Below are 13,550 nucleotides of genomic sequence, written 5' to 3'. Positions count from 1 at the left end.
AACAAGCGATTTGAAAGCTCAAAATATTATTCAAAAATTGAGTAAAAAATTCCTCTCTGCCGAAAAGGACTCTACCCGTTCAGGCAGTTTTATGGTTTTACCTGCCGTCGGTTACGCACAAGAAACAGGCGTAGAATATGGATTAGCCAGCTCATATAATTTTTACCTGGACAAGTCAGATCCCCATATTCGTACATCCACGATGACATTGATGGGAACCTTTACATCCAAACATCAGTCAAATTTTAAATTTCAAACCGATCTTTGGACAAAAAATAACGACTACCATTTTGTAAGTGAAATCCGTTACCGCAACTGGCCATTTAATTATTACGGCATTGGTATGGATACATGGAAGGCAGATGAAGAACGCGTCGATCAAAAGCTATTTCGCGTAAAATTGGAGGCAGAAAAAAAAGTCGGCAACAATCTGTATTCCGGAATCAATATACAGTACGATAATTTTTCGATCCGTAGTGATAGTAGCGACCATATATTTAACCGATCCGATCTTATTGGAAAAGAGGGCGGGCAACAATTGCTGCTCGGTCTATCTCAGTTATTTGACAATCGGGACAATGTTTCCTATAGTACACGTGGTTATTATGCCAAATTGCGGCTGGCTTACGCACCTAAGTTATGGACCAGCACAGACTTTAATGGAGCTAATCTGGATCTAGACCTCCGCGGATTTATTCCATTACATAAAAAAGTCACACTGGCCCTTCAAGGGATCTTTCGTTCGACATTTGGAAAAACAATTCCTTTCTATAATTACCGTGAATTAGGTGGTGATATGATGATGCGCGGATATTACCTCGGGCGTTATCGTGACAAAAACTACCTCGCTTCGCAAGCTGAATTACGCTATCGCTTTCATCCTCGTTTTGGCATTGTCGGTTTTTCGGGAATTGGATCAACCTTTTCAAAAGAAAATAGCAGCAGGTATGTACCCAGTTATGGTGGCGGATTGCGCTACTTCTTCAGTTTAGAACACAATAGTAGTATTCGATTTGATTATTCTTATGGCGAACAAAGAGCTGGTGAGAAACGTCAATCAGGCTTCTATCTATCCCTAAGTGAAGCTTTTTAAATAATATCTTCATGCGTTCAGCTACGGCTATGAGCGCATGAAGGTTCTTACTGACCGCCTCGAGTCCACGTCAAGTCCACCTTTCCAAGTGGAGTCATTATCCAGACAGCCTGCTCACGCTCCAGTCATAACACGAAGTTAATAGCTTTCAATATCCTGAGTAAACATTCATTAAAGACTGTAGGAAGGACATCGAACATGCTAAAACCTGATCAGAAAATTTTCTTTACGTTGCCCGGCTCTAAAAAAGACCAAGCCAATTCGATACAGATCTATGCTGACAACTACGCGACCATCATCCTTTAGCCTGTTCCAATAGTCTTCACGTTCTGCTGACAAATGCGGTTCGTTCACAATCAGCATATCCCTTTCATTGATAGCATTCAGCAAATTCAAGTCAAGATTCATCTGATCTACATAATAGATCTTCCGAAAAGAGTAACTTCCGACCCTATCTTTGAATAGTGTCTCATAACTCGCTAGAGGTTTTTCGGTCAAAAACACAAACTGATCATAAGCAAAAGCCTTTAATAGACGATCGACCAACAGATATTTTTTTTCCTCTGCCTTTCCTCCTGCTCTGATGTCGTGAGGCAAGTTTGAGACCGTATCAGGATCATCTTTCTGATAAATTACTTCATCGACCAATTTATAAACAAAGGGAGAATGTGTCCCATGTCGGCTATGGGAGATGAAATAATGGCGCCAATACTTCAGGTGGTAATTCATTTTGCTGCAAACATCGAAAAATTTACCCTGATATACAATTAAATTCTCGTTCTGTAGCGGCATATTTAATCATCTATAGCACTAGTAAAAAGCATTTCACGTCCGAATCCAGCAAGAATCGACCTTAGTTTTACATATCACAATACCACTTTTACTAATTATTTCACATGGAACATTCAAGCACGTAGACATAAACAAGTCATTTAAAACCCTATTCGGGATATAAGGAGAGCTTCTGTATAATAAGACATTGTATGTGGGATGATATTTAAAATTGAAGTATAAAAGCACTACCTTCTCCCTCAACACTATTGAGAAAGATGGTACCCTTATGCAGCAACATAATTTGCTTGCTCAGGGTCAGACCAACCCCTGTTCCCGTTTTCTTTGTTGTAAAAAAAGGTGTAAATATCTGTTCCTGGAGATCAGCGGGAATCCCCGAACCATTATCTTCGATACGAATCTGCACACTTCCGTCAATTTCCAGTGCAGACAAACTGATATAAGCTTCCTCCCTGGTCTTTACTGCATCAATAGCATTTAGCATCAGATTGATAATAACTTGCTCAATCAAGTTGACATCAGCATACAGTATCAACCGGGTATTCTTTAAAATGATATCAACATCAATATTTTTCTGAATTAACGTTGGCTCGAGCAACTGATAGATATGTTCAAATAATTGGGAAACCTGAATCGGAGCCACCTGTGGTTGATCCACTTTGTTGATCATGCGGTAGCTTTTTGCAAAATGTAAAAGCCCCTCGCTTCGACGTTTGATGGTAGATATACCAGTTTTTAAATCATCAATGTCCTCATGTCCCCTGAAATGATCCAAACGGCCGTTGAGTGTTTCAGCTAATGAACTGATCGGCGCAATAGAATTCATGATCTCATGTGTAAGTACACGCAATAATTTATGCCAGGCCTTTGTCTCAGTCTCGTCAATAGCTTCGTTGATATTTTGATAAACGACAATGCGAAATATCGCATCTTGTGTTTCAAAACTAGAACTCTGAATTAATAATTTTATCTTTCCTTTACTTGACTGAATAGACTCCATTTGTTGCCGCCCATTATCGAGTAACATGGTCTTTTCATAAAGGTCAGGATTTTTCTTTTTTAAGCCGGCAATATTCCCCAGGTGTGGTAGATGAAAAAGCTGTTTGAAGGCATCGTTTACCCACATTACTTTCCCTGTGTCCATTTCATAAAAGATAATAGCCGAGTTAAGCATATTGATGACACGATCAAGGTACTGGTGCTGGATCTCCTGTTTAATGTTGATTTCCTTATATGTTTCGTTAATCTGATTAAAAGCGAGAAAAAGCTGTCCCTCAACCGATTTTGGGTTTTTTACCAAAAAACGTCGTGTGAAATCGCGATATTTAACTGCCTCGGCAAATTCCACAAGCTGCCTTTCCAAAAAATTATATTGGGCATATAGATTAAAGCCAAGATAGAGCATAATACAAAAGATTAAAGACGCTTGTACATACTCACGCTTCAGCAAGAGGTAGGCACCCACAACCGCAGCTACCAACAGCAAAATAATCTTAATTACATTTAAAATCTTTCCATGTCTCATAGACTAGATATCGTATTTCTCCAAACGCCTATAGAGTGCCGCACGGGTAAGCCCCAGTTCCTTTGCTGCCTTACTGATATTTCCATTAAAACGTTCGATGGCCGACTTAATGGCTTTTCGCTCCAACTCTTCCAGATTTTGACTACTAGGAACGGATTCAACAACGACCTGTTCTGCTTGCTGCTCAATAGGAGAGAAAAACAGATCATTTCCAGCAATACTTACTTGATCGGCCATGATTACAGCCCGTTCGATACTGTATTGTAACTCACGCACATTTCCGGGAAAGTGGTAAGCAAAGAGCTTTTTTATGGCATCCGGTTCAAATCCTTCTATCCGTTTATTGTACTTCTTCGCATAGATATCCAGAAAATGTGCCGCCAATAGTCTAATATCTTCTCCCCTATCCCGTAAAGGAGGAACCTGAATTTCCACGGTATTGATCCGATAAATCAGATCCTTCCGAAAACGGCTTTCGTCGGCCAAGTGTTTAAGGGATACATTTGTTGCGGAGATTAGGCGTATATCCACAGGGATCGGTTGATAAGAACCCAGCGGTGTAACCTGTCGATTTTGCAGTACAGTTAACAGTTTGGCCTGTTGCTGTAAGGAGATATTTCCGATTTCATCCAGAAACAACGTTCCACCATTTGCCGCTTCAAAACGTCCCTGACGGTCTTCACGTGCATCTGTGAATGCCCCTTTTTTATAGCCGAAAAGTTCACTTTCAAACAAAGTTTCCGTCAATGCTCCTACGTCAACTTTCACATAGACCTGATCCGAACGTAATGAGCGCCGTTGAATAGCCTGCGCAATTAAATCCTTACCTGTACCATTTTCACCCAAGATCAAGATATTGGCATCCGTTGGTGCTATTTTCTCAAGCTTATATTGCAGTTCGTCCATGACCACTGAGTTACCGATCAGATCCGGGCTATTGCTGGAGCGCAACAACGAACTCTTATTTTTCTTCTCTTTATTTTTTGATTCAGCAAGTGTGCTTTCAATTGTTGCCAGCAGCTGCTCGTTTTCCCAAGGCTTGACCACAAAATCAGCGGCACCCTGTTTCAGCGATTTTACAGCCAGATCTACCGCACCATAGGCAGTGATCATAATCACATGCACCTGCGGGAATTTTTCCTTGATCCGCGACAACCAATATAAACCCTCATTTCCGGTATTGATTGTGCTTTTGAAATTCATATCCAGAAGCACAAGGTCATAAGGCATTTTCTCCAAATGCCCAATCAGGTTCTCTGGATTAGATTCGACTTGAACGTGGCTGACTTTAGGTTTTAGCAAGATCCTTGCTGCTGTAAGTAAATCTTGGTCATCGTCGACAACTAAAATAGATGCTTTTTTCATATTCCCTGGCTTCATTCAGACACTAAGATAACTATAAATTTAACGAGCCTGCGTAATAATCATTGATATATTTTTGTAGCAACCATTCATATTGCTTGACAACCAATTGAATCTGGCTATTATCATATTTGGTCTTTGCAGTTAAAAATATGACCGAATTACTGTTTCCCAGCTCGAAGACTACCTTAGCGATGCGAAATGATTCAGCGTAATTTGTATTTTGCTCATGTAATTGAGTGATTGTATTGCTGGCATTTTTCAGGTTAAAAACCGCATTTGCTGTCTCGGCCCTCAAATTATTCAGTGCAATCTCGCGTTGAAATTTACTTGATTCCAAATCCAATTTAGCCAGTTTAACATCATTCTTAACCTTAAATCTATTAAAAACAGGTATTGAAAGATTTAGTGATACATACTTCCCAACATTATTTCGCATCTGATACCAATAATCCCCATCCATTCCATTTTTGGAATAATTCGAGTTCAATCCACCATTTAAAGATAAAGAAGGCCAATAGGATGATTGTGCTATTTTAATATTCTTTTCGGCGGCCTTAATTTTCCATTCCAGTGCAGGAATATCTGGAAGGCTCTCCGTCGCTAATTTATAAAGTGCTATAGCGTCCAATTTTTGTGCATCAGCTTTTAATTCCAATGCCTGCAAATCGCCCAAGTGCGCCTCTTCAACATTTAAAAAACTGGCTAGCTTTACACGATTGGTATAAAGGATCTGTTTATTGCTTTCGATCGTATTAATATCGTTAGCAAGTTGCCCTTTTAGATCAAAATAATCACCGGGATTAATTGCTCCTTCTTTTTGCATCGCTTCAGCACGACGTACCTGCTCACGCGTGACCTCTGTTTGCATCTCCGATTGCTTCAACACATCTTGTGCTGTTAACACCTGAATATAAGCCGTAATAACATCCAGTTTCAACGCGTTGACCTGCGAATCAAACTCAAGTTTTCCAGCAGTCTTCGCATCTGCACGCATCCGAATATCATTCAATATGCGAAATCCATTAAAAACGGGTACACTAGCGTCCAACGAAAAATTTCCAGAGGAATTATTTCTCGTAATATATTGATTTGTGGAGTTATCAACTGAACGCCCCGAGGTAAGGCTATGACCTAAACGTCCATTTAAATCAGGTAATCGATTCGATTTGGCTTGTGAAAGATTCACCTCCGCACGTTTAACAGCTAATTCATTTTGTAATAAGGTAGGATTGGCTTTTATCGCCAACTGGATACATTCGGCCAAGCTGCGTTTTGCATCTTGCTTATCTCCGTTAGCGGCAGCTTCTATTTTTAAAACATCCTTCTCCCCTGTTCCTTGCTCAGTCTGCTGTGCGTCAACTTTCATATAAGTCAGCAAAAAACACAATGTACTATATATATAGATTCTCTTCATATCCACTTTTTGTTTTCCAAGCAGACCATCCCCATGCCAAACAATAAAATTTCTGATTATCAACAAGATGCACAAAACCACGAACGATCAATGTCCAAGTTCGTACAATCAACTGTCCGATATTGAACACCCACACAATCTTATTAAAAGACAATAAAAATAAACCGTAAAAATCGCAGATAGGACCGAGGTTGTACGCCATCGTACATGAAGTGTCCGCTATCGAACACCGAACAGCAGTACAAACAAAATAAACAACTAAAAATCAACAGGTTAAATTATTGGCACAGCTTTCATAGTTACATAGCAAATTGATATTAAATTATGGACAGACCTTTAGAAAAGAAGAAGTGGAATAGCAAACGCATTATGACCATTGTAGGGATTGCTGGCATCGTTGGATTAATCGGCGCTAGTTTTTACTTTACCTCGGGCAAAAGCAAGCTAAATGTAGAAGCGGACCGTATCTCTATTGTCGAAATAAAAAATGGTAACTTTCAGGAATTCATTCCAATCAATGGTACAGTGCTTCCAATCAGTAGCATCTATCTCGATGCTTCTGTAGGTGGTCGTGTGGAGGAGAAATTTGTTGAAGATGGTACTGTCTTAAAAAAAGGTGATCCGATTATGCGTCTATCCAATACAGATCAGGAACTCACGTTAGTTCAACAGGAAACACAAGTACTGAACCTTTTGACACAGTCGCAGATCGCTCAGACTAATGCCCAACAAGCAACTATTACCAACCGCAACCAGATGGCAGATGTCGAACAGGCTTTTAGAGAAGCCGAGCGTATCTATAATTTAAACAGAAAATTGCTCGCGGAAAAAGCCATTGGCACACAGGAATTTGAAAAATCAAAAAACGAATATAATTACCAAAAGGAACGAGTCAATCTAACAAAACAGATTCTAAAACAAGACGAAATATCCAACGCTCAAAAAACCAATCAAGATAAACAGACTTACCAACGTACGCAAAGTGCATTGGAATTAATGAAACGGAAAATCGGCGACCTTATTGTACGCGCACCTGTAGATGGTCAGTTAACCGCTTTTGATGCTGAAATCGGACAGAACAAAAATGCGGGCGAACGTTTGGGACAGATTGACGTACTGACCGGATTTAAAGTGCGTGCTGATATTGACGAGCATTATATCAACCGTATTTTCCCAGATCTTCAGGGCGAGTTTTCCATTGGTGACAAAACCTACAAGCTTCGTATTAAAAAGGTATATACACAGGTAACCAATGGCCGCTTCCAGGTCGATATGGAATTTATCAATGAAGTACCCAAAGGAATCCGCCGTGGACAGACTTTACAGATACGTCTCGCCTTAAGTGATGAAACGAAAGCATTATTATTAGCTAAAGGTGGTTTCTATCAGCAGACAGGTGGCAACTGGATCTTCAAACTCGATAAGAATGGAAATACAGCCTATCGTGTTGACATCCAACTGGGCAGACAGAATCCGGAATACTATGAAGTGATCAAAGGATTGCAACCCGGAGACAAGGTAGTCGTATCGAGCTACGAAACCTATGATAAAGTCCAGGAATTAAGTATCAAGAGGTAAATTTGAATTGAAAAAATAAAGCCAGTGGTAATCCACTGGCTCATTTAACCAAAATCTGAATAAGCAACACCGATTACGCAATACCACGATGATAAAGAACTTTATAAAAACAGCCTTTCGTAACCTTTGGAAAACCAAAGGTTATAGCTTTCTCAATATTTTTGGGTTAGCGATCGGCATTGCAGCGGCATCATTGATCTTTTTATGGGTAGAAAATCAGTTAAGTTATAACGATAACTTCCCAAACAAAAAAGATATCTACGTCGTCAAGTCAAAACAGACCTATGATGGTGCAACCTTTGTGTTCGAATCAACCCCCGGTCCCCTGGCACAAAATATAGCGAAAGAGATTCCGGGCATTAAACATGCCGTACGTATGACATGGAATAGCCCAATGTTATTCTCCGTTGGTGACAACAATTTATTTCAAAATGGACTATATGCTGACGCGACCATTGCCGATGTACTTTCCCTTGAATTTATGGAAGGAGATCGTAAGACTGCATTTGACAAAGTAGATAACATCATTTTATCAGAATCTGGTGCGAAAAAATTATTTGGTAGTCAACCAGCGTTAGGCAAAACAGTGAAGACCAATAACAAAGATCTTTACATCGTTTCAGCCATTACAAAGGACCTCCCTAAAAATAGCAGTTATGAATTTCAATGGTTAATTCCCTTCAAAAAATTTGAGGCTACCCAAGACTGGTTGACCAGATGGGACAATAATGGTCTCCAGACTTTGATTCAGGTTGAAGACAAGGCAAATGTTGATCAAATCAACAAACAGCTCATGAACTACGTCAAAAACAAAACCAATGGCGAGGTTACTTTTTCACAAAACTTCCTCTATCCTATGGAAAGATGGATTACGCATAACCGATTTGATAACAGTGGAAATGAGAAAGAAGGAAGCTTAAAAAATATTCGTCTGTTCACCATTATTGCTTGGATCGTTTTGCTGATTGCCTGTATCAATTTTATGAATCTTGCTACCGCCAGATCCGAAAAAAGAGCAAAAGAAGTCGGTATGCGCAAAGTTGTTGGTGCAAGTCGTCAATCGCTGATCGGACAATTTCTCGCAGAATCATTGGTCCTAGCCTCTATTTCCTCATTAGTTGCTATTTTATTGGTTTATATTTGTATTCGGCCATTTAATACCATGATTGGCCAAGACCTTCAGGTCGATTTATTAAAACCGATGCATCTTGCCTTTGTCATCACAATTACTTTAATATGCGGACTATTTGCAGGAAGTTATCCCGCATTCTTTCTGTCCGCTTTTAAACCACTATCGACCATCAAAGGAGCAAAGCAGAAAGCTGGGACCGGAAGTCTTATCCGCAAGGGATTGGTTGTGCTACAGTATACCGCATCAGTTGTACTGATCATTTGTACGATTATCATTTATCAGCAAATACAACATAACAAAAATAAAGACCTAGGTTTTGACAAGAGCCAGGTATTGACCACAGCATTGCAAGGGGACATGGCCAAACATCTTCCCCTGATCAAAAACCAGCTCATCGCAACCGGGCTAGTGGAGCAGGTTGGTGTCAGTGATGTGAGTATTCTCAACATTTACAATAATACATCTGGTTTCAATTGGGAAGGAAAAGATCCCAACAAGAGTATTCTGATCGGAATGTTGCGTGCCGATGAAGGCTTAGTACCAGCATTAGATCTTAAAATGTTTGATGGAAGAAACTTCCACGCCAATTTACTAGGAGACAGCACGTCAGTTCTTATTAATGAAACCCTTGCTAAATTAATCCGCAAAGATGGTCATGTAGTGGGTAGTATCCTCAATTACGGCGGAGAGAATTACACGATTGCCGGAGTCGTCAAAAACTTTGTTTATAACAACGTATATGCCGATCCAGATCCCATGTTATTTGTACCCCTGGTCAGAGAGAGCGGTCTATTGAATATCCGTACAAAAGCAGGGATTGACCTGCCACAAGCTATCCAGCAAATTGAAAAGATTATTGTGAAAAATAATCCCGGATTTCCTTTCGATTACAAATTTTTGGATGAAACCTTCAATAGCAAATTTCAGGCTGAACTTTTTATACAACAGCTATCCAGCGTATTTGCCATCATATCGATTATTATTTCATGCCTAGGCCTATTTGGTTTAGCTGCCTTTGCGACAGAACAACGTGCCAAAGAGATCAGTATACGCAAAGTCCTCGGTGCTTCCGTTTCCGGTCTTATTCAGATGCTCAATCGCGAATTTATTATCCTTATTGGTATCTCCTGTATCATTGCATTCCCGATTGCCTGGATTTTCATGCACAAATGGCTCGCAGACTATGCACATCATATTACTATTTCTTGGACAGTCTTTGTACTGAGTGGCCTATCTGCAATAATTATAGCCTTATTAACGATTAGCTCACAAGCTTTTAAAGCAGCGATAGCCAATCCGACCAAAACACTCAGAGACGAATAAACAGAAAAATAAACAATTTAAAAGAATAGAATTAAACAGAATAATAACCGCCTAAAGCGATTGCCTAGGGCCCAAAACATAAAACCATGAGCGCAAAAAATATGATTAAAATAACCAATCTTCAAAAGTATTACCGCACGGAAGAAGTTGAGACTGTCGCATTGAACAATTTGAATATTCACGTAAAAGAAGGTGAATTTGTTGCCGTGATGGGCCCTTCTGGTTGTGGCAAATCAACTTTACTGAATATAATCGGACTATTGGATGATCTGGATGAAGGGAGCTATTTATTCAACGAGATCGAAGTGGCCAAATTTAAGGAACGCGGCCGTTCAGATCTGCGTAAGCACAATATCGGTTTCGTATTCCAGAGTTTTAATCTGATTGATGAACTGACGGTATTCGAAAACGTGGAACTTCCTCTAGTTTATACCAATGTCCCTGCAGCCGAACGTAAGAAACGTGTCGAAGAAGTACTGGAGAAAGTACAGATCATGCACCGCCGCAACCACTTTCCGCAACAGCTTTCCGGGGGACAGCAACAGCGTGTAGCCGTTGCCCGTGCTGTCGTCAATAATCCCAAATTAATTCTTGCCGATGAGCCTACCGGTAATCTGGATTCCAACAATGGTAACGAAGTGATGCAGCTCTTGACCGAACTGAACGAAGCTGGCACAACCATCGTCATGGTAACCCACAGTGAACACGACGCCAAATTTTCGGATCGCGTCATCCGTATGCTGGATGGTCAGGTCATTATGGAAACGACATCATTAGGATCCTAGCAAAGCTAGTGGCCCATTTTTAGGACAAGAAATGTTATTAAAAATCTAAAACGCTAACCTATAAAGGACCAAGAGTTATTAAACGAGTTTAAAGTATAAAACGATGAAAGGGTTAAAATTAATTTTGAGACAATGGGGACGTAACCGTCTATTTACTTTCCTTAATATCATAGGTCTAGCGATCGGGATCAGCGCAAGCTGGATTGTATTTCGAATTGTCAATTACGAATTCAGTTTTAACCAGAGTCATCCCGACAAGGAACAGATTTATAAACTTTACTCGGCATTTAAGGAAGGTGAAAATATCCATCGCTTTGATGGGACCCCCTACCCTCTTGGCACTTATCTCGGCACTAATTTAAAAAAAGACCTGACCGGATTAGAATTGGTTGCACCTATCGCTAACCGATCATTTGAAAGCATTAAGGTAAAGCGTTCCAACAATGAAACATTGGAATTCAATGCCCAGGACAAAATTGTTGCAGCCACCACGGATTATTTTAAACTTGTTCCCTACAAATGGATTGTTGGTAATCCGAATACCGCACTCAAAAACAACAATGAAGTTATCCTGACGGCCTCCCGTGCAAAACAATACTTCCCCGATGCAGATTTAAAATCCCTTCTTGGCAAAACGATACAATACGATGATCAGCTTCTTACAGTAACCGGAGTTGTTGCAGACTTAGACTATCCGAGCAGTTTTGTCGACAAAGAATTTATCCGTGTAACTCCCAATCCTCAGGAAGCAGACAATTGGGAGAATTCAAGTTCAAATTTCCATGTGTATGTTAAATTAACTAAAAATGGACTGCCTTCGCAAGTAATTGCACTAGCAACCAAGAAGTTTCAGGAGATGGTTGGCGAGAAATTTAAACAGCACAATATAACGGCTGGTTATGAGTTAGCACCACTGACGGACTTGCATTTCAATAAATTCATCTTGAATGGAAGTGACAAGCAGGTGTTGTTCGGACTTATAGGTATAGCCGTATTTCTACTTATACTGGCAAGTATCAATTATATCAACCTGACTACTGCCCGTGTTCCTGCCCGGGCCCGAGAAATTGGTATTCGGAAAACATTAGGAGAACAGCCCAGACGCCTGACACTGTCCTTTATCAAAGAAACCTTTTTTACCTGCCTATTTGGGTTGTTATTCTCCTGGCCATTGGTCAAGATATTTGAACTTACCTTTAGCACATATTTTCCGGAAAATATAAACGCCTATTCAGATAGTCTACCAGTCTTTATCTTTCTATTGGGACTTATTACCCTTTTGACGTTAATTTCCAGTCTGTATCCAGCTTACCTCATCAATAAGGTACATGTCGTAGAAGCTATCAAAATCCATGCAGCAGACAAAATTTCGTTTGGTGGTATTTCGCTCAGAAAGATCCTCATTGTCTTTCAATTTGTAATCGCTCAGGCTTTTGTTGTCCTGACAGTGATCATGGGCTTGCAGCTACAACATGCTTTAAACAGCGATGTTGGCTTTCAGGATGATGCTGTCATTACACTCAAACTACCAAATAGAAAAGCGGAAGATTCCGGTAAAAGTCCATTTCTGTTGAAGGAGCTTCTCCAAAAATATACTGAAATTGATCAGGTTTCGCTAGGCCACCTCCCAATGAATAACGACCAATGGGGAAATAATATCGTTATGCAGAGCGATACCGGTCAGATCATGGTCAATATGCCTTTTAAATATATCGAAGAAAATTACCTGGATGTATTTAGAATGAAACTACTGGCCGGCCGGGCACTCAAACTTTCGGATACAACTTCAGGAATACTGGTCAATCAAAAAGCCATTAGTAAGTTTGGATTTAAATCCCCTACAGAGACCGTTGGAAAAACCGTTTCTGTAAACGATTGTCCAACGACAATTGTCGGCGTACTGGCCGATTTCCACAACTTTAATCTCCACGCCCCATTAGAGCCCCTTGCTATGCAAATATCAGCTGACAAGGGCACGCTGCAGAATATTAATATTAAATTAAATGGAGATCCTAAAAAATGGCACCAAGCGATTGCATCCATAAAGGCTGAATGGGAAAACGTATATCCAAATGCACCATTTACCTACCAATTTTATGACGAGAGGATCAAGGAACTCTATGAGAAAGACTATCGTTTTTATAAAATAATCAATTTATCAACCTCAATTACCATTCTATTAAGCTGCTTGGGATTGATCGGCTTAGTGACATTAACTACGCATCAACGGACAAAAGAGATCGGTATCCGAAAAATTTTGGGAAGCACGGTCAGTGGAATTGTGCTACTGCTATCAAAAGATTATATCAAACTAATTGTTATCTCGATCCTAATTGCTACACCGATTGCCTGGTTGGCGATTGATAAATGGCTAACCGACTTTGCTTTTAAAATAGAGCTCAGCTGGTGGATGTTTATTATTCCAGCGATAGTAACTATTGGCGTAGCATTTTTAGCCATGAGTTATCAATCCGTCAGTGCTGCCCGTGCAAATCCAGTAGATAGTTTAAGAGATGAATAAAGAGACATTAAAAAAAATAAAC

At 40.0% G+C, this 13,550-nt stretch carries 9 protein-coding genes; 5 read left to right on the top strand and 4 right to left on the bottom strand.

Features of this window, described 5'->3' with window-relative positions; all coding sequences use genetic code 11:
• The first annotated feature begins 37 nt into the window (after positions 1-37).
• Positions 38-1,093 (top strand): outer membrane protein assembly factor, encoded by a 1,056-nt coding sequence (locus DFQ12_RS24280; RefSeq protein ID WP_244211840.1) that lies wholly within the window; start codon positions 38-40, stop codon positions 1,091-1,093.
• A gap of 201 nt (positions 1,094-1,294) precedes the next feature.
• On the opposite strand, the gene DFQ12_RS28420 is transcribed toward DFQ12_RS24280, so the two are convergent.
• From DFQ12_RS28420 to DFQ12_RS24260, 4 genes are all read right to left on the bottom strand, one after another.
• Entirely contained in the window at positions 1,295-1,885 is a 591-nt protein-coding gene (locus DFQ12_RS28420) for a hypothetical protein (protein WP_120261628.1), read from the bottom strand.
• A 205-nt stretch (positions 1,886-2,090) separates the two neighbouring features.
• Entirely contained in the window at positions 2,091-3,410 is a 1,320-nt protein-coding gene (locus DFQ12_RS24270) for a sensor histidine kinase (protein WP_120261627.1), read from the bottom strand.
• 3 nt (positions 3,411-3,413) lie between these two features.
• A complete protein-coding gene (locus DFQ12_RS24265; RefSeq protein ID WP_120261654.1) occupies positions 3,414-4,775 on the bottom strand; it encodes a sigma-54-dependent transcriptional regulator in 1,362 nt (453 codons plus the stop codon).
• Positions 4,776-4,806: 31 nt separating this feature from the next.
• Complete coding sequence (locus DFQ12_RS24260) at positions 4,807-6,189, bottom strand: TolC family protein (RefSeq protein ID WP_120261626.1); 1,383 nt, start codon at positions 6,187-6,189, stop codon at positions 4,807-4,809.
• A 324-nt stretch (positions 6,190-6,513) separates the two neighbouring features.
• Here DFQ12_RS24260 and DFQ12_RS24250 point away from each other — a divergent pair, with 324 nt between their 5' ends.
• The 4 genes from DFQ12_RS24250 (at position 6,514) to DFQ12_RS24235 (ending at position 13,528) form a co-directional block, all read left to right on the top strand.
• Positions 6,514-7,767, top strand: a complete 1,254-nt coding sequence (locus tag DFQ12_RS24250; RefSeq protein WP_120261624.1) for an efflux RND transporter periplasmic adaptor subunit — start codon at positions 6,514-6,516, stop codon at positions 7,765-7,767.
• An 88-nt stretch (positions 7,768-7,855) separates the two neighbouring features.
• Positions 7,856-10,222, top strand: a complete 2,367-nt coding sequence (locus tag DFQ12_RS24245; protein WP_120261623.1) for an ABC transporter permease — start codon at positions 7,856-7,858, stop codon at positions 10,220-10,222.
• 101 nt (positions 10,223-10,323) lie between these two features.
• Complete coding sequence (locus DFQ12_RS24240) at positions 10,324-11,007, top strand: ABC transporter ATP-binding protein (RefSeq protein WP_104385115.1); 684 nt, start codon at positions 10,324-10,326, stop codon at positions 11,005-11,007.
• Positions 11,008-11,110: 103 nt separating this feature from the next.
• A complete protein-coding gene (locus DFQ12_RS24235) occupies positions 11,111-13,528 on the top strand; it encodes an ABC transporter permease (RefSeq protein ID WP_120261622.1) in 2,418 nt (805 codons plus the stop codon).
• Positions 13,529-13,550 lie beyond the last annotated feature (22 nt).

This window comes from Sphingobacterium detergens, assembly GCF_003610355.1.
Classification (GTDB): domain Bacteria; phylum Bacteroidota; class Bacteroidia; order Sphingobacteriales; family Sphingobacteriaceae; genus Sphingobacterium; species Sphingobacterium detergens.
Note: the sequence above shows the minus strand (reverse complement) of the source record. Positions and strands in the feature narration are given on the sequence as shown.

Bases quoted from the DNA above. Each gene is read 5' to 3' on its own strand.
- DFQ12_RS24240 (WP_104385115.1), top strand. From the start codon at position 10,324: ATGATTAAAATAACCAATCTTCAAAAGTATTACCGCACGGAAGAAGTT.
- DFQ12_RS24260 (WP_120261626.1), bottom strand. From the start codon at position 6,189: ATGAAGAGAATCTATATATATAGTACATTGTGTTTTTTGCTGACTTAT.
- DFQ12_RS24270 (WP_120261627.1), bottom strand. From the start codon at position 3,410: ATGAGACATGGAAAGATTTTAAATGTAATTAAGATTATTTTGCTGTTG.
- DFQ12_RS24265 (WP_120261654.1), bottom strand. From the start codon at position 4,775: ATGAAAAAAGCATCTATTTTAGTTGTCGACGATGACCAAGATTTACTT.
- DFQ12_RS28420 (WP_120261628.1), bottom strand. From the start codon at position 1,885: ATGCCGCTACAGAACGAGAATTTAATTGTATATCAGGGTAAATTTTTC.
- DFQ12_RS24245 (WP_120261623.1), top strand. From the start codon at position 7,856: ATGATAAAGAACTTTATAAAAACAGCCTTTCGTAACCTTTGGAAAACC.
- DFQ12_RS24235 (WP_120261622.1), top strand. From the start codon at position 11,111: ATGAAAGGGTTAAAATTAATTTTGAGACAATGGGGACGTAACCGTCTA.
- DFQ12_RS24250 (WP_120261624.1), top strand. From the start codon at position 6,514: ATGGACAGACCTTTAGAAAAGAAGAAGTGGAATAGCAAACGCATTATG.